General features: G+C 69.1%; 18 protein-coding genes and 1 riboswitch. Of the genes, 5 read left to right on the top strand and 13 right to left on the bottom strand.

Annotated features, from left to right (window positions below):
• Window positions 1-45: 45 nt before the first annotated feature.
• Both BIV24_RS07230 and BIV24_RS07225 read right to left on the bottom strand, forming a co-directional pair.
• Window positions 46-1,389, bottom strand: a complete 1,344-nt coding sequence (locus BIV24_RS07230; protein ID WP_071365334.1) for an NYN domain-containing protein — start codon at window positions 1,387-1,389, stop codon at window positions 46-48.
• A 33-nt stretch (window positions 1,390-1,422) separates the two neighbouring features.
• The gene (locus tag BIV24_RS07225; RefSeq protein ID WP_071365333.1) at window positions 1,423-1,662 is read right to left on the bottom strand and encodes a hypothetical protein; all 240 of its coding nucleotides are present in this window, start codon (window positions 1,660-1,662) and stop codon (window positions 1,423-1,425) included.
• 156 nt (window positions 1,663-1,818) lie between these two features.
• On the opposite strand from BIV24_RS07225, the gene BIV24_RS07220 reads away from it, so the two are divergent.
• Together BIV24_RS07220 and BIV24_RS07215 are read left to right on the top strand one after the other, a co-directional pair.
• Window positions 1,819-2,550, top strand: coding sequence for a rhomboid family intramembrane serine protease (locus tag BIV24_RS07220; RefSeq protein ID WP_071365403.1), 732 nt, complete (start codon window positions 1,819-1,821; stop codon window positions 2,548-2,550).
• Window positions 2,547-2,828 carry an Lrp/AsnC family transcriptional regulator gene (locus BIV24_RS07215; RefSeq protein WP_071365332.1) on the top strand — a complete coding sequence of 94 codons (282 nt, stop codon included), beginning with the start codon at window positions 2,547-2,549 and terminating at the stop codon, window positions 2,826-2,828. The genes BIV24_RS07220 and BIV24_RS07215 overlap by 4 nt, the downstream gene beginning before the upstream one ends.
• On the opposite strand, the gene BIV24_RS07210 is transcribed toward BIV24_RS07215, so the two are convergent.
• The 6 genes from BIV24_RS07210 to ctaE form a co-directional block, all read right to left on the bottom strand.
• A complete protein-coding gene (locus BIV24_RS07210; protein WP_071365331.1) occupies window positions 2,825-4,201 on the bottom strand; it encodes an aminotransferase class V-fold PLP-dependent enzyme in 1,377 nt (458 codons plus the stop codon). The genes BIV24_RS07215 and BIV24_RS07210 overlap by 4 nt on opposite strands.
• Before the next feature lie 311 nt (window positions 4,202-4,512).
• Window positions 4,513-4,629, bottom strand: a riboswitch (SAM riboswitch).
• A gap of 141 nt (window positions 4,630-4,770) precedes the next feature.
• Window positions 4,771-5,835, bottom strand: a complete 1,065-nt coding sequence (gene trpD, locus BIV24_RS07205) for an anthranilate phosphoribosyltransferase (protein WP_071365330.1) — start codon at window positions 5,833-5,835, stop codon at window positions 4,771-4,773.
• Between the two features lie 134 nt (window positions 5,836-5,969).
• Entirely contained in the window at window positions 5,970-7,607 is a 1,638-nt protein-coding gene (gene qcrB, locus BIV24_RS07200) for a cytochrome bc1 complex cytochrome b subunit (RefSeq protein WP_071365329.1), read from the bottom strand.
• Window positions 7,604-8,662: a cytochrome bc1 complex Rieske iron-sulfur subunit gene (qcrA, locus tag BIV24_RS07195; protein WP_071365328.1), complete on the bottom strand. Its 1,059-nt coding sequence runs from the start codon at window positions 8,660-8,662 to the stop codon at window positions 7,604-7,606. The genes qcrB and qcrA overlap by 4 nt, the downstream gene beginning before the upstream one ends.
• Window positions 8,659-9,471 (bottom strand): cytochrome bc1 complex diheme cytochrome c subunit, encoded by an 813-nt coding sequence (gene qcrC, locus BIV24_RS07190; RefSeq protein WP_071365327.1) that lies wholly within the window; start codon window positions 9,469-9,471, stop codon window positions 8,659-8,661. Before qcrC ends, qcrA begins: the two co-directional genes overlap by 4 nt.
• 113 nt (window positions 9,472-9,584) lie before the next feature.
• Window positions 9,585-10,205 (bottom strand): aa3-type cytochrome oxidase subunit III, encoded by a 621-nt coding sequence (gene ctaE, locus BIV24_RS07185; protein ID WP_071365326.1) that lies wholly within the window; start codon window positions 10,203-10,205, stop codon window positions 9,585-9,587.
• A 179-nt stretch (window positions 10,206-10,384) separates the two neighbouring features.
• Here ctaE and BIV24_RS07180 point away from each other — a divergent pair, with 179 nt between their 5' ends.
• Entirely contained in the window at window positions 10,385-10,786 is a 402-nt protein-coding gene (locus tag BIV24_RS07180; RefSeq protein ID WP_071365325.1) for a response regulator, read from the top strand.
• Between the two features lie 86 nt (window positions 10,787-10,872).
• On the opposite strand, the gene BIV24_RS07175 is transcribed toward BIV24_RS07180, so the two are convergent.
• From BIV24_RS07175 to ctaC, 4 genes are all read right to left on the bottom strand, one after another.
• Window positions 10,873-12,177, bottom strand: a complete 1,305-nt coding sequence (locus BIV24_RS07175; protein WP_079168062.1) for a L,D-transpeptidase — start codon at window positions 12,175-12,177, stop codon at window positions 10,873-10,875.
• Between the two features lie 131 nt (window positions 12,178-12,308).
• Window positions 12,309-12,707 carry a cytochrome c oxidase subunit 4 gene (locus tag BIV24_RS07170; RefSeq protein WP_071365324.1) on the bottom strand — a complete coding sequence of 133 codons (399 nt, stop codon included), beginning with the start codon at window positions 12,705-12,707 and terminating at the stop codon, window positions 12,309-12,311.
• On the bottom strand, window positions 12,704-14,440 hold the full coding sequence (gene ctaD, locus BIV24_RS07165; protein ID WP_071365323.1) for an aa3-type cytochrome oxidase subunit I: 1,737 nt from the start codon (window positions 14,438-14,440) through the stop codon (window positions 12,704-12,706). The genes BIV24_RS07170 and ctaD overlap by 4 nt, the downstream gene beginning before the upstream one ends.
• Window positions 14,437-15,396, bottom strand: a complete 960-nt coding sequence (gene ctaC / locus BIV24_RS07160; protein WP_071365322.1) for an aa3-type cytochrome oxidase subunit II — start codon at window positions 15,394-15,396, stop codon at window positions 14,437-14,439. Before ctaC ends, ctaD begins: the two co-directional genes overlap by 4 nt.
• Window positions 15,397-15,686: 290 nt before the next feature.
• Between ctaC and BIV24_RS07155 the strand changes: the two genes are divergently transcribed.
• Window positions 15,687-17,063: a cysteine desulfurase/sulfurtransferase TusA family protein gene (locus BIV24_RS07155; protein ID WP_071365321.1), complete on the top strand. Its 1,377-nt coding sequence runs from the start codon at window positions 15,687-15,689 to the stop codon at window positions 17,061-17,063.
• Window positions 17,064-17,102: 39 nt separating this feature from the next.
• Here the strand turns inward: BIV24_RS07155 and BIV24_RS07150 are convergent, their stop codons facing one another.
• On the bottom strand, window positions 17,103-18,077 hold the full coding sequence (locus tag BIV24_RS07150; RefSeq protein WP_071365401.1) for a carbohydrate kinase family protein: 975 nt from the start codon (window positions 18,075-18,077) through the stop codon (window positions 17,103-17,105).
• Between the two features lie 307 nt (window positions 18,078-18,384).
• Between BIV24_RS07150 and BIV24_RS07145 the strand changes: the two genes are divergently transcribed.
• Window positions 18,385-19,917, top strand: coding sequence for a hypothetical protein (locus BIV24_RS07145; protein ID WP_079168061.1), 1,533 nt, complete (start codon window positions 18,385-18,387; stop codon window positions 19,915-19,917).
• Window positions 19,918-19,921 lie beyond the last annotated feature (4 nt).

Below are 19,921 nucleotides of genomic sequence, written 5' to 3'. Positions count from 1 at the left end.
TATGGGCTTCCGGGTGCCGCGTTCAGCGGAGACAGGCCGCGTGCGTCAGGACAGACGCTTGAGCAGAACCGCGGACGCGACCGGGCGCGCACCGGCCCTGGCAACCCCGTCGGCCACCTCACGGTCGGTGGAGGCGACGATGACCGGCCGGCCCGGCGGCTCCGCGCGCACCAGCTGGCGGATCAACTCATCGGCGGTGACGCCCGGCTTGGAGAACAGCACCCGCACCCCGCGCGGTGGGGCCAACAGGACGGGCGCGGCCAGTTCGGCCCCGTCGAAGACACACGTGACCTCGGCACCGGTCTGCGCGGCAAGCTGTGAGAGCTGCCCGAGGATCCTCAGCCGCTGCTTCTCCAACGGCATCTGCGGATAGCCGGTCTTGGTGACGTTGTAGCCGTCGACGACGAGATGCGCCTGCGGCAGCGCCAGCAGCTGGTCGAGGATCGCCGGATCGTTCTCGGACAGGGCGCGGGCCGCGATGTCCTTCGGGGTCATCCGCCCCGGTTCGACCGCGTCCACGGTCTCCGCGGGCCGTACGGACACCGGCGGCAGCGCCAGCTCCCGCCGCAGCCCCTGGGCCGCGTCCAGCACGGTGTCGAGCAGCAGCCGTACCCGCATGTCCTCGACGCTGCGCCCCTCGCGCACCGCCCTGCGCGTGGCCTCCAGGGAGGCCTCCGCCTCCCCGAGGCGCGCCTTGAGCCGCCGGGTCTCGCTCTCGGCGGCCGACACCTGTGACTGCCCCTCGGTCCGTACGGCCTCGATCTCGCTCCGCACCTTGCGCAGGGCGGCCTCGCCGCGCTTGACGTCGCTGAGGGCCGCGCGCAGCTTGCGCTGAAGCGATTCGGCTTCCTTGCGCGCCGACTCCAGCTCCCTGCGCAGCCGCTCGGTCTCGGCGCGCGTGTGGTCGCGAGCGGCTGCCAACTCCGCGCGCAGCCGCTCCAGCTCGGCGCGGTTCTCCTCGTCGACGCGCTCGGCGTCCGCGCGCTGCACCTCCTCGCCGGCGGCGGTCACCAGTTTCACCCAGCCCGCGGGGCGCAGCACATAGGCCGCGGCGGCCACATCGAGCGGATCCGCGGCCGGGGGCGGCGAACCGGAGTCGAGGGCGCCGGTGAGTTCCGGCTGGGCCTCTTTGAGCTTCTCCGCGATGCGCTGCCGGAACAACGCATCGCTCTCCACGGCCGCCGCCATGGCGTTACCGGCGAACTTGGCGCGGCGGTTCGGCGTGAACCGGGCGTACTGCCGCAACTGCGCGGGCAGTTCACCCAGGGTCAGTGCGCCGAAGCCGTCGGACACTATCTGCACGACCCGGCGGCGCACGCCGTCGGGCAGCGGACGGTCGAGCACCTCAGCGGTGCCGTCGACCGGCTCCCCGCTCGTGGTCTCCACCATCCGTCACCCCAATACCTGTGCGGGGCCGCTCCGTCAGGAGCCGGCGCCCGGCCTCTCCACGAGTTCCACCTGGTCCACGGCGTTGCACCAGCGGCAACGCACCGACTCGATGGTCTCACTGACCACCTCGCGCTCCTCTACCGTGGGCTCACCGGACAGATCGAGGTGCACGTACTCGACGACCTTCGACGAGCGGGTCACGTCGAAACGCGTGAGGTTGCCGCAGAGCGTGCACCGCCACCGGGTCGTCTCGGTCGGCAGGGGAACCGTCATCGTGGCTGCACTTCCTTCTTCCAGTCTCCGTGATGCGCCAGTTTCCCTGGAGCGTGTGGCTCGTAACCCTACGGCCTGGCGGGTAGTCGACGCCCGCCCGTCTTCAACGGCGAGGCACTCTGTTCGTATAGGTCCGGTTACGCCATGCTCTGTCCCATGATCAGCACCTGGAGCAGGGCGGCCGCCAGAGCGCTGCGGGAACCGTCGGCGCCGATGACACACGGACTGCTCGTCCTGTGCTGCCTGATCTTCGTGATCGGACCGGCCGCGGGCCTGAATCCGGTGTACGGCACCGGGGACGCGCTGCTCGCCGCGCAACGCGCCTATTTCGCCCGCTGGGGCGTGGTCCCCGAGGAACTGTTCAGCGGGGCGGCACGGGCCGCCCTCAGCCCCGCGACGGCGCTGTTCGTGCACGGCAGCTGGGTGCATCTGCTGGGCAACATGCTCTTCCTCCACGTCTTCGGGGCGATGACCGAGGAGCGGATGGGCCGCCTGGAGTTCGCCCTGTTCTACCTGGGCTGCGGCTTTCTGGCGCTGCTGGGGTACGCGGCGGCCAACGCCGACTCGGCGCAGACACTGGTCGGAGCGTCCGGGGCGATCTCCGCGGTGCTCGGCGCCTTCCTCTTCCTGTTCCCCAGGGCACGGGTGACCAGTCTCTTCCCGTTTCTGCTCTTCCTGCCGCTGCGCTTTCCGGCCTGGGTGGTGCTGCCCTTCTGGGCGACCCTGCAGTGGCTGGCGGCGGGCCGCGCCACCCAGAGCCCGGGGGTCGCCTACCTCGCCCACCTGATCGGGTTCTCGCTGGGCTTCGTCTACGCGTGGGTGCGCTACGGGCGTACGAGTAGGGTGAAAACCCCAGCCAAGGCCCCCGAGGGAGAACACCAGCCGTGATCACCGCGATCGTGCTCATCAAGACCAGCGTGGACCGGATTCCCGAGATCGCCGAGTCGATCGCCGCGCTGGACTGCGTCAGCGAGGTTTTCTCCGTCACCGGTACGTACGACCTCATCGCCATGGTCCGGGTGAAGGCCCACGACGACCTGGCGGACGTCATCCCCGGCCGGATCAGCAAGATCCCGGGCGTCCGGGCCACGGACACCCACGTCGCCTTCCGCACGTACTCCCAGCACGACCTGGAGGCGGCGTTCGCGATCGGCCTGGACAACTAGCGCCCTGACTGCTCCCGCCGCGCGCCGTCGCCGACGAGCTCCCCGACCGCGCGGACGAAGCGCTCGACGTGCTCGTCGGGGGTTCCCGCACCGAAGCTGACGCGGATCGCGTGGAGGGACTGCTCACCGGGCGCGGTCTCGGGGGCTCCGCACTCGCCCTGCGTCTGCGGATCGCTGCCGAGCAGGGTGCGTACCAGCGGGTGGGCGCAGAACAGGCCGTCCCGCACACCGATGCCGTACTCGGCGGAGAGCGCGGCGGCGAAGCGGGAGCTGTTCCACCCCTCGACGACGAACGAGATCACTCCGACGCGGGGCGCGTCGTCGCCGAAGAGGGAGAGCACCGTGACCTCCGGGATCTCGGCGAGCCCGTCCCTGACCTTGCGGATCAGGTTCTGTTCACGGGCGACCAGCGACGCGAAGCCGGCCTCGGTGAGGACTCGGCAGGCCGCGGCGATGGAGTAGGCGCCGATGACGTTGGGCGAGCCGGCCTCGTGCCGGGCGGCGGTCTCGTGCCACTCGACGTCCACTCCCCCGTCCGTACGCCGGGTGACCCTGCGGCTGGCGCCGCCGCCCGCGAGGTACGGCTCGGCCTCGCGCAGCCAGTCGGCGCGGCCGGCCAGGACGCCGGAGCCGAAGGGGGCGTACAGCTTGTGGCCGGAGAAGGCGACCCAGTCGACGTCGAGGTCGCGGACAGACACCGGGTGGTGCGGGGCGAGCTGGGCGGCGTCCAGGACGATCCGGGCGCCGTGCGCGTGGGCGGCTGCCGCGAGCTCGCGTACGGGCCACAGCTCGCCGGTGACGTTGGAGGCGCCGGTGACGCAGACGAGGGCCGGGCCATTGGGGCCTCCCTCGCTCGAACGAAGTTGAGAGCTTGGGGAAGGGGCCCGGTCGGCGAGGGCGCGCTCCAGGGTCTGGACGGCCTGACGCGCGGAGCGCGGCGCGTCGAGGTAGGTGACCCGCGCCTCCCGCCAGGGCAGCAGGGAGGCGTGGTGCTCGGTCTCGAAGACGAAGACCCGGCAGTCGGCCGGAAGGGTGGCGGCGAGGAGATTGAGCGAGTCGGTGGTGGACCGGGTGAAGATCACCTCGTCGCCGTCCCGGCAGTCGAGGAACTCGGCGACCGTCTTGCGGGCGTTCTCGAAGAGGTCGGTGGACAGCCGCGAGAGATACCCGGCACCACGGTGGACGCTGCCGTAGTACGGCGCGTACGCCGCCACGTCGTCCCAGACCCGCTGCAGCGCCGGGGCGCTGGCCGCGTAGTCGAGCGCGGCGTAGGTGACCTCGTCGCCGGTGACGAGCGGGACGGTGACATCTCGCCCCAGAACGGGCAGCGGGGCACAAACGGACCGGTCGGCGGCAGCGGTGAGAACGGACATGGGTGTACTCCCGTGAAAGCAGGCGGAATCACCGTGCCGGGCGGCACGCGCCGGGGCGCGCCTGCGTCAGCGGCACAGGATGGGTGAAAGAAGGATGCGGAGGCGGGGCTCTGGGCCCCAGGTCCTGTCGCCGGACTCCCGCCCGCCCCACGACGCCATGGACGTCGGCTTCGCTCGCGCGGGCGGTGCCGGCCCACGCGGCCGCGAGCCCGCCCTCCCGGCGGACGACGGGAGTGTGACGACAGGACCTAGCGCATTCGCTTGCTCACGGAAGGCTCCCTCGAACGACCAGGACCCCTGGTGACGCGAGGGGTCCGCGCTTGCCGCAGACCTCGCTGCCTGCGGCCTGGTCTTCACCCGGGGCACCCCGCCACGGACGGAGGGTTGCCGGACAGCCGGCCGGGGCCGAATGACTGTCGCTCATGACCTGATCAGGACCGTACGTGACGTGATCGCCGGGCCGCAACTTCTGTCCGGATGCCGGGACATACCGCACCCGGTCCCCACCGCCGCGGCGCGCAACGACCAGCGGAGCCCGGCCGTGCCGGGCTCCGCGCCACCCCGGAGCGCTACGCGTTGCTCACGTCCACCCAGCGCTCCAGCGTCCGCCTGGCCGCCCCCGAGTCGATGGACTCCGCAGCCTTCTGCATCCCGGCGCGGATCTGCTCGGCCAGGGGTGCCCCCGTGGGCTCCAGCGCCACCAGTGCCGCCGCCGAGTTCAACAGCACCGCATCCCGTACGGGCCCCGTCTCGCCCGCGAGCAGCCGCCGCGCGACATCCGCGTTGTACGACGCGTCGGCGCCCCGCAGCGCCTCCACCGGCACCAGCTCGATACCGACGTCGCGCGGGTCGAAGGCCTCCTCGGTGACCTTGCCGTCACGGACGATCCACACCCGGGACGTGGAGGTCGTCGTCAGCTCGTCCAGGCCGTCGTCGCCACGGAACACCAGCGACGAGTTGCCGCGTTCGGCGAAGACACCCGCCATGATCGGCGCCATGCGCGGATCGGCGACACCGACGGCCTGGGCCTTCACCTGCGCCGGGTTGGCCAGCGGACCGAGGAAGTTGAACACGGTGCGAATCCCCAACTGCCCCCGGGCGGCGGCGACATGCCGCAGCGCCGGGTGGAACTTCGCCGCGAAGCAGAAGGTGATCCCGGCCTCCTCCGCGACCTCCGCGACCCGCCGTGGCGTCAGCTCCAGATTGACGCCGAGCTTCTCCAGGACGTCGGAGGCCCCGGACGCCGAGGACGCGGCCCGGCTGCCGTGCTTGACGACCTTCGCACCGGTGCCGGCGACGACGATCGACGACATGGTGGAGATGTTCACCGTCTTCGCGCCGTCGCCACCCGTGCCGACGATGTCGACCGTGCGCCCCGGCACCTCGATCACGCTCGCGTGCTCGTACAGCGCCCGCACACAGCCGGAGATCTCCTCGACGGTCTCCCCCTTGGCACGCAGGGACACCGCGAACCCGGCGATCTGCACGTCGGTCGCCTCGCCGCGCATGATCAGGTCCATCGCCCAGGCGGTGTCGTCCGCGGTGAGGTTCCGGCCCTCCAGCAGGCCGTTCAGCAACACGGGCCAGGAACGGCCCGCCGCGGTGTCGCCTCCAGCGGGGGTCACAGCGCTCATAAGCCGCTCCATGGTCGGCGTCCCGAACGGGACGCGGGTCTCTGCCACGTCCAGCCTATCCAGCGCCAGGGACGACGAAGGACCCCGTCCGGTTCATGGACGGGGTCCTTCGGCCGTGGCGTGGCGCGCAGCGATCAGTGGTGGCCGTGGCCGCTCGTGATCTCCTTGTACTCGTCAGCCGTGGGCTTGGAGATCTGGTTCAGCTCCCCGTAGTAGGCGCTGCTCAGCTTCGCGCGAAGCTTCTCCGAGCCCTTGAGCTTCCGCTCGACGCCGTGCTCGTCGACCAGCGGACCGATCTCGACCGGCACGTACTGCTCGTGCGCGGTGAGCGTGTGCAGCTGCTCCTGGCTGAGCGGCTCGTGGACCTCGATGAACTCACCGTGCGGCAGCCGCTTGATGATGCCCGACTCGCGGCCGTGCAGCACCTTGTCGCGGTCGCGGCGCTGAAGGCCGAGGCAGATCCGCTTGGTGGCGACGAACGCGACGACCGGTCCGGCGAAGAACGCGATCCGGACGAACCAGGTGACCGCGTTGATCGACAGGTGGAAGTGCGTGGCCCACAGGTCGTTGCCACCACCGACCAGCATCACCATGTACGCGGTGATCCACGCGACACCGAAGGCGGTGCGCGTCGGCGCGTTGCGCGGGCGGTCCAGGATGTGGTGCTCGCGCTTGTCGCCCGTGACCCACGACTCGATGAACGGGTAGACCGCGATCGCGGCGAGGACCAGCGGGAAGATCACCAGCGGGATGAACACACCCAGGACGAGCGTGTGGCCCCAGATGTTGATCTCCCAGCCCGGCATCGCACGGATCAGACCCTCGGCAAAGCCCATGTACCAGTCGGGCTGAGCGCCCGTGGACACCTGGTCCGAACGATAGGGGCCGATGGCCCAGATCGGGTTGATCGTGGCGATCGCAGCGACGGCCGCGATGACACCGAAGACCAGGAAGAAGAAGCCTCCGGCCTTGGCCATGTACACCGGCAGCAGCGGCATACCGACGACGTTGTTGTTCGTCTTGCCGGGGCCCGCGAACTGCGTGTGCTTGTGGTAGAAGACCAGGATCAGGTGACCCACCATCAGGCCGAGCATGATGCCCGGCAGCAGCAGGATGTGGATCGAGTAGAAGCGGGCCACGAAGTCGTGCCCCGGGAACTCGCCGCCGAAGAGGAAGAACGAGATGTACGTGCCCACGATCGGCACGGACAGGATCGCGCCCTCCATGAAGCGGACACCGGTGCCGGAGAGCAGGTCGTCCGGAAGCGAGTAACCGGTGAAGCCGGTGAACATGCCCAGGACGAACAGCAGGAAGCCGAACAGCCAGTTGATCTCACGCGGCTTGCGGAACGCGCCCGTGAAGAACACGCGCATCATGTGCACGAACATGCCGGCGAGGAAGATCAGCGCCGCCCAGTGGTGGATCTGCCGGATCAGCAGACCGCCGCGGACGTCGAAGCTGATGTGCAGCGTCGAGTTGAACGCCTCACTCATCAGCTGTCCCTGCAGCGGGACGTAACTGCCGTTGTACACCACCTCGTTCATCGACGGGTGGAAGAACAGCGTCAGGTACACACCCGTGAGGATGATGATGATGAAGCTGTAGAGGCAGACCTCACCCAACATGAACGACCAGTGGTCGGGGAAGATCTTGCGCATGTTGGACTTGGCCAGGGAGTAGATCCCCAGGCGGCCGTCGGCCCAGTCCGCCAGGCGCTCTCCGGCCGGCGCCGCTCGGCGCGCGCCGGAGTCGTTGGTCGTCGTAGTGCTCATCCGCGCTCCCAGAAAGCAGGACCGACGGGCTCTTCGAAGTCGCCGAGCGCTTCGAGGTAACCGTCTGCGTTGACGCCGATGCGCAGCTGCGGCAGGGCGTGACCGGCCGGGCCGAAGATGACCCGGGCACCGTCGGAGAGGTCGAAGGTGGACTGGTGACACGGGCAGAGGACGTGATGCGTCTGCTGCTCGTAGAGGGAGATCGGGCAACCGACGTGGGTGCAGATCTTCGAGTAGGCCACGATGCCCTCGTGGGACCACTCGAGTTCCTTCTTGTCCTTGATGTCGTCCGGCTGCAGCCGGACGAGCATCAGGGCCGCCTTGGCGATCTCGTTCTGGAATTCCTCGTCGTGCTCCTCCAGGCCCTCGGGCTTGGCGAAGGTGAGCGAGCCGACCGCGACGTCCGAGGGACGCATCGGCTGGTTCGTGTTCATGTTGACGAGGAGCTTGCCTCTGCGCCAGGCGGTGTGGCGCAGCTTCGTCTCGGGCAGCGGGCCGAGGTCGCGCAGCAGGACGACGCCGGAGAGCGGCACCAGGGTCAGCGCGCCGAGCATCGTGTTGCGGATCAGCTTGCGACGGCCGAGCGCGGACTCCTTGGCACCCTGCCGGAAGTCGTCGAGGACCTTCGACTTGACCTCGGGGGAGGCCTCGATCGGGTGGCGCTCGTCGGCGACCTCCACATCGGACATGAGGGTGCGGGCCCAGTGGACCGCGCCCGCGCCGATCGCGAACAGCGCCACGCCCAGGGTCAGGCCCAGCGAGAAGTTGAGCGCGCTGATGTGGCCGATCGGGAAGACGTAGATCGACTTGTCGGCGGGGAAGGCGACGAACGACGCGATGAAGCCGATGGTGGCCAGCATCGACACCGTGAACAGCAGGGCGACCGTGCGCTCGGAGCGCTTGGCTGCCCGCTCGTCGATGTCCTGGATACGGTGCTCGTGGGGCGGGAGACCCGGGTCCGCGAACGGGTGTTTCTCGTCCGCGCCCGTCACCTTGTCGAGCGTGGTCTCCTGCGCAGCGGGCAGGTTCTCTTCTGGAATGTCTTGGCTACTCATGACTTCTTGGCCTTTGCGGTCCGAGCGGCGACCCAGACGGCGACCGCGATCATCGTGCCGAGTCCGAAGATCCAGGCGAACAGGCCCTCGGAGACCGGACCGAGGCCGCCCAGCTGGAGACCGCCCGGGCTCTTGGTCTGGTCACTGTTGACCGCGTCGAGGTACGCGACGATGTCCTTCTTGTTCTGCTGCGACAGCGTGGTGTCGGGGAAGGACGGCATGTTCTGCGGGCCGATCTGCATGGCCTCGTAGATGTGCTTAGGGGCGACACCCTCAAGGCTCGGCGCGAACTTGCCGTGCGTCAGCGCGCCACCCTTACCGGTGAAGTTGTGGCACTGCGCGCAGTTGGTGCGGAAGAGCTCGCCACCCTTGGCGATGTCGGCACCATTGGGGCTGTAGTCGTTCGTCGTCGGCACGGCCGGGCCGGCGCCGAGCGAGGCGACGTACGCCGCAAGCTGGTCGATCTCGGCCTGCGTGTAGATGATCTTCTTCCGCGGCGCCTGGGCGCCCTGGGAGGTGGCGGCCGGCATACGGCCGGTGCCCACCTGGAAGTCCACGTTCGCGGCGCCCACACCGACCAGGGTCGGGCCATCGGAGCTGCCCTGACCGCCGGTGCCGTGGCAGCTGGCGCAGCCCACCCGGTAGAGCTTCTTGCCCTCTTCGATGGCGAGGGACTGGGCGGTCTCATCGGCCTGTGCCTTGCTCGCGGGCGCGAACGCGGCGTACAGCCCCCCGGTGGCCGCCAGCGCGAGGAGTAGAACGACGACAGCCGCCAGCGGATGGCGTCGTCGTGCGGAGAGCTTTTTCACGGATTACCCCGGTGTCAGGATCTTCTGCGTCGATGCTTCTGGAAATTGATCGTGTCGTCGCGGGCGATCGGTTCCCCCCGATCGGGTGACCGTCCGCCCATAGCGACGCCCGATTACTTGATCATGTAGATCGTGGCGAAGAGGCCGATCCAGACGACATCGACGAAGTGCCAGTAGTAGGACACGACGATGGCGGCGGTTGCCTGCTCGTGAGTGAACCTCTTCGCCGCGTAGGTGCGCCCGAGGACCAGCAGGAAGGCGATGAGACCACCCGTCACGTGCAGGCCGTGGAATCCGGTGGTCAGGTAGAACACCGAACCGTACGGGTCAGAGGAGAGCGAGAGGCCGTCCTTCTTGACCAGCTCGGTGTACTCGAAGATCTGCCCGCCGACGAAGATCGCACCCATGATGAAGGTGACGATGAACCAGCCCCGGAGCTTCTTCACGTCCCCGCGTTCGGCGGCAAAGACGCCGAGCTGGCAGGTGAGAGAGGAAAGCACCAGGATCGTGGTGTTCGTCGCCGAGAACGGGAAGTTGAGATGACTCGCCATCTCCTTCCAGTGAGTCGGCCCGGTCACCGATCGCAGGGTGAAGTACATCGCGAAGAGGGCCGCGAAGAACATCAGCTCGGAACTCAACCAGATGATGGTTCCGACGCTGGTGAGGTTCGGTCGATTGACCGACGGGTGCGCGTGCCCGGTTTCTACTGTCGTTGCTGTCGCCACGACCGACATTATGTCGGTCGCTTATCTCGCCCTCACCCCGGGGGGTGCTGTTCGGGGTGTCCGACCCGTGTGTACTGCCCGGATGGCGCATCGCCGCCCTCTGCGAACCGCTGTCGACGGGGTACGCGAGGGAGTAGCATCCGCCCCAACAGTCCGTCCCGTACAACGCCGACGTCCCGGAGGCAAGCATGCAGCCGACCGCCACGGTGCTGGTCTACAGCGACGATTCCACCACCCGCGAACAGGTACGGCTCGCGACCGGGCGCAGGCCCGCTCCGGACGTTCCCGTGGTCGAGTTCGTGGAGTGCGCGACGCCGGCCGCCGTCCTCAGGGAACTGGACAAGGGCGGCATCGATGTGTGCGTCCTGGACGGTGAGGCCGTTCCGATGGGCGGGATGGGTGTGTGCCGGGAGATCAAGGACGAGATCTTCGGCTGCCCGCCGGTGCTGTTGCTGATCGCGCGCCCGCAGGATGCGTGGCTCGCGACGTGGAGCCGGGCCGACGCCGCTGTGACGCTGCCTGTCGAGCCGGTCGAGTTCGCCTCGGCTCTGGCTGCGCTGTTGCGGCGTAAGGCCCTTGCGAGCGCCTGAGAGCGCGAGACGTGTCCTCGTGCGGCTCCAGGCCCGTTGTGCGGCTCCGCCCGCGGGCGGAGCCGCACAACGGGAGCAGGGGTACCTCACGCCGCCTGCGGGCGCAGTCGTGCGCGGTCCTGGGGGGTCGGGCCCTCGGGTGAGGCGACCAGAGCGCTGCCCTTGCGCCACTTCGCCCAGCCGAGGTTCCAGTCACCGAAGCCGTTGCCGAACGGGGTCATGTCCGCGCCCCCGGAGTTGACGACCTTCACGATGTCGCCCACCCGCACCGTGTCGAAGAACCACTGAGCATTGCCGTTGCTCATCCCGGTGCAGCCGTGACTGACGTTGGCGTACCCCTGGGAGCCGACGGACCAGGGCGCGGCGTGCACATACTCGCCGCTCCAGGTGACCTGGGCCGCCCAGTGGACCAACAGGTCATAGGAGTCCGAGGAGCCCTCGGAGATGCCGATGGTGCTTCCCCGCATCCGCACGGTGGACTGCTTGCCCAATATGACCTTGATCCCATTCCGGGTGGCATAGCCCGGCTTGCCGGTGGTGACGGGGATCTGCCTGATCGGCTGGTCGTCCTTGTAGACCGTCAGCAGGTGCGTGGCGGCGTTCGTGACGGCGATGACTCGGTCGCCCGTGGTGAGCTTCAGGGGCTTCGTGTCGCCGCCCCAGAGGTTCTCGGCGATTTTCACGTCCGCGAGGTTGCTGTGGACCCTGACGGTGGCGTGGGCGGGCCAGTAGTCCTTGGGGCGGTAGTGGAGCGTCTTGTCGTCGACCCAGTACCAGGAACCCTCGACCGCGGGCTCCGAGTCCACCTTGAGGGCGCGTTCCACGATCGCCCGGGACGCCTTGTCCTTGACGGGCTCACTGAGTTCGGCGGTGACCGGCTGACCGACGCCGTAGGTGCCGGCCTTGGGGCCGAAGGCGACGTTCAACCGCTTCTTGGTCTTCGGGGTGCTGGTCTGGACGTCGTAGATCTTGCGGCCGGGGGCGCCGTCGTCGTCCTCCGTGGTGACCCCCACCGTGTAGTGGGTGCCTGCGGCCAGCGGTGAGGTGCTGTGCCAACGGCTGCCGTCCGCGGTGAGTTCACCGGCCACGTGGCGTCCTCGGGCGTCGGTGGCCGTGACGTCCGTGATGCGCCCGTCCGAGCCCGACAGGGTGACCTCCAGGGGCTTGTCGGGGTCGGCCTTCTTGCCGTCGCCGACGGGCACGTTGAATTCGAGGTCGTCGGCCGCGTCGTACGGCTTCTCCAGTGGGTCGCCTCCGGACCCGCAGGCGACGAGGCCCGCGCCCAGGGCGATCACCAGCAGAGTGCAACTGACGACTGTGCGCCGCGGACCCCGCGCCGCCAGGCGCGTACCGGACGCTCCGGCGCGCCGGAAGAAGACTGAGTGGCTCATGCCCTCACGCTAGGGAGGCCCAACGGCCACGGCACGCCGAGTGGGCCGTTCAGGGGACGCGAAGGCCCGCCAAAAGAAGGAGCCCGGACGCTCCTTGCGGAGTGTCCGGGCTCCTGTGCGCTCGGCACGTGTTACTGGGTGCGGTTCTCGCCGCGGTAGTACTCGAAGACCCAGCCCCACACAGCCACCAGGATGATGGGGGCCGAGAAGTACATCAGCCACCAGCCGACCGCGACGCTCAGGAAGGCAAGCGCGCCACCGAAGCCGAGGGCGAGCGGCTGCCAGCTGTGCGGGCTGAAGAAGCCGACCTCACCGCTGTCGTCCGCGACATCGGCCTCCTTGTTGTCCTGGGCGCCCGTGTCGACCCGCCTGGCCGTGAAGGTCAGGTAGTAGCCGATCATGACGCTCAGGCCGAAGGCCAGGAAGAGCGCGGTGGCACCGGCCGGCTCCTTCGCCCAGACGCCGTAGACGACGGCTGTGGCGAGGATGAAAACCGCCAGCCAGATGAACATCTTGCCCTGGATCTTCACTTGCCGGCCTCCTTGCCACCAGCGATGCCCTTGCTACCGGCACCGGCGTACTCGAGCTGCTCGAGCGCGGCGACCTCCGGGTGGTGCAGGTCGAAGGCAGGCGATTCGGAACGGATCCGCGGCAGCGTGAGGAAGTTGTGCCGCGGCGGCGGGCAGGACGTCGCCCATTCGAGCGAACGGCCGTAGCCCCACGGGTCGTCGACGTTGACCGGCTTGCCGTACTTGGCCGTCTTCCAGATGTTGTAGAAGAACGGCAGCATCGACAGGCCGAGCAGGAACGAACTGATCGTCGAGACCATGTTCAGAGCGGTGAAGCCGTCGGCCGCGAGGTAGTCCGCGTAACGACGCGGCATGCCCTCGGCACCCAGCCAGTGCTGCACCAGGAAGGTGCCGTGGAAGCCGAGGAACAGCGTCCAGAAGGTGATCTTGCCGAGGCGCTCGTCGAGCATCTTGCCGGTGAACTTCGGCCACCAGAAGTGGAAGCCGGCGAACATCGCGAAGACGACCGTACCGAAGACCACGTAGTGGAAGTGCGCCACCACGAAGTACGAGTCGGAGATGTGGAAGTCAAGCGGCGGCGAGGCCAGGATGACACCGGTCAGACCACCGAACGTGAAGGTGACCAGGAAGCCCATCACCCAGAGCATCGGCGTCTCGAAGGACAGCGAGCCCTTCCACATCGTTCCGATCCAGTTGAAGAACTTCACGCCGGTGGGTACGGCGATGAGGAACGTCATGAAGGAGAAGAACGGGAGCAGCACGCCACCGGTGACGTACATGTGGTGCGCCCACACCGTGATCGACAGACCGGCGATGGAGATGGTGGCGCCGACCAGACCCATGTAGCCGAACATCGGCTTGCGGCTGAAGACCGGGATGATCTCGGAAACGATGCCGAAGAACGGCAACGCGATGATGTACACCTCTGGATGGCCGAAGAACCAGAAGAGGTGTTGCCATAGCAAGGCGCCACCGTTGGACGCGTCGAAGACGTGCGCACCGAACTTGCGGTCCGCCTCCAGGGCGAACAGCGCGGCCGCGAGGACCGGGAAGGCCAGCAGGACGAGCACACCGGTCAGCAGCACGTTCCACACGAAGATCGGCATGCGGAACATGGTCATGCCGGGGGCACGCATGCAGATGATCGTGGTGATGAAGTTGACCGAGCCGAGGATCGTACCGAAGCCGGAGAAGGCCAGACCCATGATCCACAGGTCGGAACCGATGCCCGGCGAGCGGATCGCGTCAGACAGCGGGCTGTAGGCGAACCAGCCGAAGTCGGCCGCGCCGTTCGGGGTGAGGAAGCCACCGAGCGCGATGAGCGAGCCGAACAGGTAGAGCCAGTAGGCGAACATGTTCAGCCGCGGGAACGCCACGTCGGGCGCGCCGATCTGCAGCGGCATGATCCAGTTTGCGAAACCGGCGAACAAAGGCGTCGCGAACATCAGCAGCATGACCGTGCCATGCATCGTGAACGCCTGGTTGAACTGTTCCTTCGACATGATCTGCATGCCCGGCCGGGCGAGCTCGGCGCGCATGAGGAGCGCCATGACGCCGCCGATGCAGAAGAACGCGAAGGACGTGATCAGGTACAGCGTGCCGATCGTCTTGTGGTCCGTGGTAGTCAGCCACTTGACGACGACGTTGCCGGGTCGCCGACGCCGTACCGGCAGCTCGTTCTCGTACGAGTCCTCAGCTGCGGCGGCACCCTGGGGTTCGTTGAGGATGCTCACAGTGTGTTCGTCTCCCGGTTCTTCTCGTGGCTCGTCTGCGCGATGCCAGCGGGGATGTAACCGGTCTGCCCCTTCTTCGCAAGGTCCTTGAGGTGCTGCTCGTAGCGCTCGGGCGAGACGACCTTCACGTTGAACAGCATCCGGGCGTGGTCGACGCCGCAGAGCTCGGCGCACTTGCCCAGGAAGGTGCCCTCCTGGTTGGGGGTCACCTGGAAGGCGTTGGTGTGACCCGGAATGACGTCCTGCTTCATCAGGAACGGCACCACCCAGAAGGAGTGGATGACGTCACGAGAGGTGAGGACGAACCGGACCGTCTTGCCCTTGGGCAGCCACAGGGTCGGGCCGGGGTTGCCGGTCTGGGGATTGCGCGTGGCGGGCGTGCCGTAGTCGTAGACACCACCGGCGTTCGCCGGGAAGTCGTCCTTGAACCGGTTCGGAATCGCGTTGAGATTCGGATTGGTCTTGGCATCGCCCGTCACCCCGTCGACCGGGGTGATGTAGTTGAAGCCCCAGCTCCACTGATAGCCGATGACGTTGACCGTCACGTCAGGCTTCTTGGAGATGTCCATGAGCTTCGACTCGTCGCGGGCCGTGAAGTAGAAGAGCACCGAGACAATGATGAGCGGGACCACGGTGTACAACGCCTCGATGGGCATGTTGTACCGGGTCTGCGCAGGAACTTCGACCTTGGTGCGGCTGCGCCGGTGGAAGAACACGCTCCACAGGATCAGGCCCCAGACCAGGCAGCCGATGACGAGCGCGGCCGCCCACGACCCCTGCCACAGAGAGAGGATCCGGGGAGCCTCTTCCGTGGTCGGGGTGGGCATACCAAGGCGGGGGAAGTCCTTGTATGTGCAACCGGTGGCGGTCACCAGGACCAGGCCCGCAGTCAGCGCCTGCAGCAGCTTCCGCCGCATCGGGCGCCGCGGCGAGCGGTCGGAGCCGTTGGGACTCACGTAGCGCCTTCCCGAGAGTCTCGCCCGCGCGGTTGGCTGCGGCCTTCTCGCTGGTCGGCTGCCGCCCTGCGTCGGGCAGGGGTTTGGATGTTTATGCGGACCAAACCCTACTGGACGCCATTTGGGGCTGCGCGGGGAGGGTGCCCAACGCGCCGCCGGACACCCCGAAGGAGCGATCACGCCCGTGAAGAGGCGGTTCCAGGACCCCCGAAGCACTGGCTGCGGCACCCCTTTGACGGGGCTTCGACCCCTTCAGCCGGCAGCGCGTTCCCAGGAGTTAGCGTGACGGTGTGTCCTACTTCGACGCCGCCTCCGCGGCCCCCCTCCACCCTGTCGCCCGTCAGGCACTGCAGGCCTCGCTCGACGAGGGATGGGCCGATCCCGCACGGCTGTACCGCGAGGGGCGCCGGGCCCGGCTCCTGCTGGACGCGGCGCGCGAGGCGGCCGCCGAGGCGGTGGGCTGCCGCCCGGACGAGCTGGTGTTCACCCCCTCCGGCACACGGGCGGTGCACTCCGGGATCGCGGGGGTGCTGGCGGGTCGCCGCCGGGTCGGACGCCACCTGATCGTGTCCGCGGTCGAACACTCCTCGGTTCTTCATGCGGCGGAGGCGTTCGAGGCGGACGGCGGGACGGTGACCCGGGTACCCGTCTCGCGCGCGGGTGCGGTCACCCCCGAGACATATGGAGAAGCGCTGCGCCCGGACACCGCGCTGGCCTGCCTCCAGTCGGCCAATCACGAGGTGGGCACGGTGCAACCGGTCACCGAGGTGGCCGCCGTGTGCCGTGCGGCCGGGGTGCCGCTGCTGGTGGACGCGGCGCAGTCGCTGGGCTGGGGCCCCGCGCAGGGCGACTGGTCGGTCCTGACGGCCAGTGCGCACAAATGGGGCGGACCGTCAGGTGTCGGACTTCTCGTGGTGCGCAAGGGGGTGCGGTTCGCCCCCCGAGGTCCCGTGGACGAGCGGGAGTCAGGGCGGGCTGCCGGGTTCGAGAACATCCCGGCGATCGTGGCGGCCGCGGCATCGCTTCGGGCGGTGCGCGCAGAGGCCGCGGCAGAGGCGGTACGGCTGCGGGAGCTGACGGAACGGATCCGGGCGAGGGTGCCGGAGCTGGTCCCGGATGTGGAGGTGGTGGGCGACCCGGTCCGCCGTCTGCCCGGGATCGTCACCTTCTCCTGTCTCTATGTCGACGGAGAGGCACTGCTGCACGAGCTGGATCACGCAGGCTTCTCGGTCTCGTCCGGATCGTCCTGCACGAGCAGCACGCTGACACCGAGCCATGTGCTGAAGGCGATGGGGGTGCTGAGCGAGGGCAACGTCCGGGTGTCGCTGCCGACTGCGACGCCGGCGGAGGAAGTCGACCGGTTCCTTTCGGTGCTGCCGGGCGTGGTGGCGGGGGTGCGAAAGAAGCTGGGCGCGCCGTCCGTGCGGACGGCCGCGCACGAGGACGCCCTCGTCGTGGACGCCCTCGGCAAGCGTTGCCCGATCCCGGTGATCGAGCTGGCGAAGGTCATCGGGGACGTCCCGGTCGGCGCCCTGGTGCGCGTTCTCTCGGACGACGAGGCGGCGCGGCTGGACATCCCGGCTTGGTGCGAAATGCGGGGACAGGAGTACGTGGGGGAGGAACCGGCACCGAGGGGCGCGGCCTACGTGGTGCGGCGGCTGTCCTGAGGGGCACCGGCAGCGGCGCCCCTCAGGACGAAGTCACCTTCAGGCCAGGTACTCCTCGATCTCCGTCACGGCCTCGTCGCCGTACGCCTTGGCGAAGCGGTCCATGAAGTGGGCGCGGCGCAGCTGGTACTCCTGGGTGCCCAGCGTCTCGATGACCAGCGTCGCGAGCATGCAGCCGACCTGGGCCGCGCGCTCCAGCGAGACACCCCAGACCAGACCCGACAGGAAGCCCGCGCGGAAGGCGTCGCCCACCCCGGTCGGGTCGACCTTCGCCGTCTCCTCGGGAACGCCGACCTCGATCGGGTCCTCACCGGACCGCTCGATGCGCACGCCCCGCGAGCCGAGCGTCGTCACCCGGTGACCCACCTTGGCCAGGATGTCGGCGTCCGACCAGCCCGTCTTGGTCTCGATGAGCCCCTTCTCGTACTCGTTGGAGAACAGGTACGTCGCGCCGTCCAGCAGGATCCGGATCTCCTCGCCGTTCATGCGCGCGATCTGCTGCGAGAAGTCGGCGGCGAACGGGATGGACCGGGAGTGGCACTCCTCCGTGTGACGCAGCATCGCCTCGGGGTCGTCCGCGCCGATCAGCACGAGGTCGAGCCCGCCCACCCGGTCGGCGACCGTCTTCAGCTCGATCAGCCGGGCCTCGCTCATCGCGCCGGTGTAGAAGGAGCCGATCTGGTTGTGGTCGGCGTCGGTGGTGCAGACGAACCGGGCCGTGTGCAGGGTCTCCGAGATGCGTACGGACTCGGTGTCCACCCCATGGCGGTCCAGCCATGCCCGGTACTCGTCGAAGTCCGAACCGGCGGCGCCGACCAGGATCGGCTCGGTACCCAGTTGCCCCATGCCGAAGGCGATGTTCGCACCCACCCCACCGCGGCGTACGTCGAGCCGGTCGACCAGGAAGGAGAGCGAGACCGTGTGCAGCTGGTCCGCGACGAGCTGGTCGGCGAAGCGGCCGGGGAAGGTCATGAGGTGGTCGGTGGCGATGGAGCCGGTGACTGCGATACGCACGGCGAGGACACGCTCCCAGGGGAGGAGAGGCATTTGACAGTTCACGCTACCCGCTCGGACCAGCGCTACGAAGCGGACGAAACTACCCGATAGTAGCTGTTTCCTCGTGCGATCGAACGTGCCATGTCGGACTTCCGGGGACCGAGTGCGTGCTCCCGCGGACCGGGAGCGCCCGCGAGGGAACCGTGCGCTCCCCCGCCGCGTCCCACCGCTGTCCCCCTAAAAGGGGAGACGGTGTACGACCCCGGCCCTTCTTCCGGCGCGGCGGGGTCTCCTGGGACAGCAGCGGAGCCGAAGGAGCGATGCGGTGAACACCGAGCGACCCGACGACGCGAGCGACGCCCCCGAAGTCACCGGAAGCACGGAGGGGGCCGTACCTCCGAGGCGGCGTTCCCCGGTGGTCGTCGCCTCGGTCGCGGCCGCGGTCCTGCTGGCGGGAGGCGGCGGGGCGTATCTCGCCGCGGCTGCCTCCGGTGGCTCGGGCGGCTCGGCGCCGGGGGGTGACGGCGCTCCCCCGGCGCTGACCCTGGACGGCTACGGCGAGGGCGGCTCGCCTCCGGGCATCGCGGTGGGCGAGCCCGACCCGTACGGCACGACGTACCGTGCGCGGGGCACGCTCCCCGACGGCCCATCATCGGCGCCCGTGTACTGGGCGAAGGGCGAGGTGACACAGGACGAGGCGGCCCGGCTCGCCCGGGCCCTGGACGTGGCCGGCACACCGAAACGGGACGGCCGGGCATGGACCGTCGGGGCGGCGAAGGACGGTTCGGGGCCGGCCCTGCGGGTGACCGTCCAGACGCCGGGGACGTGGACGTTCAGCCGCTCCGCACCCGGTTCGCCCCCCTCCTGCGAGGACGGCAAGCCCTGCACGTCCGCCGAGGACTCCCCCCGGCCCGTGAGCGAGTCCGCCGCGAGGAAGGCCGCAGCGCCCGTACTGAAGGCGCTGGGCCAGGACGACGCCGCGCTCGACGCACACCAGGCCCTGGGCTCCGTCCGGGTGGTGAACGCGGACCCGAAGGTCGGCGGGCTGCCCACGTTCGGCTGGTCGACCGGCCTGCAGGTGGCCGCCGACGGCCGGGTGACCGGGGGCAGCGGCACTCTGAAGGCTCCACTGAAGGGCGCCGTGTACCCCGTCCTCGGTGCGCGCAAGACCTTGGACCTGATGAACGGCGCGCCCACCTCCTACGGCCGCAAGGGCATCGGCGGCTGCGCGAGCCCCGTACCGCTGAAGGACCGGGACGAGACACCGTGCGGGGCGTCCACCGCGGTACCGAAGCGGGCGTCGGCGGTCGTGGAGGGCGCGGTGTTCGGACTGGCCGTGCATGCCGTGAACGGGACGGCGGTCCTGGTGCCGTCATGGCTGTTCGAGGTGCGGCCGGCCGGGACCCGGGACGCCTTCACGGTGACGCGCCCGGCCGTCGACCCGCGGTATCTGACCGCGCCCCAGCCGCCCGGGCAGCCGAGTGAGGAACCGGGGCCGCGGACGGGTGGACCGGACGCGACGCCGTCGTCGGTGCCGACGCGGCGCGATGTGAGGGTGATGGGCTACACCACCGACGGCAAGGACCTGACCATCGCCTACCAGGGCGGGGTGTGCGCGGACTACGCGGCATCCGTGAGCGAGAGCGCCGGCAGGGTGACGGTGGCCGTGACCGAGACGCCCTGGCAGGGCAAGGTCTGCATCATGATCGCCAAGGTCTACCACCGCACCCTGCATCTGAAGGCGCCGCTCGGCGACCGCGCGGTGGTGGGTTCGGACGGCCGGAGGATCCCGCGGGGGACCGCGGGCATGCCGCCCGAGGCGGCCTCCGGTCACCTCGGGGCGCTGCAGCCGCAGTAGGACC

Origin of the sequence: Streptomyces colonosanans (assembly GCF_001866645.1) — a bacterium.
Taxonomy (GTDB): Bacteria; Actinomycetota; Actinomycetes; order Streptomycetales; family Streptomycetaceae; genus Streptomyces; species Streptomyces colonosanans.
Note: the sequence above shows the minus strand (reverse complement) of the source record. Positions and strands in the feature narration are given on the sequence as shown.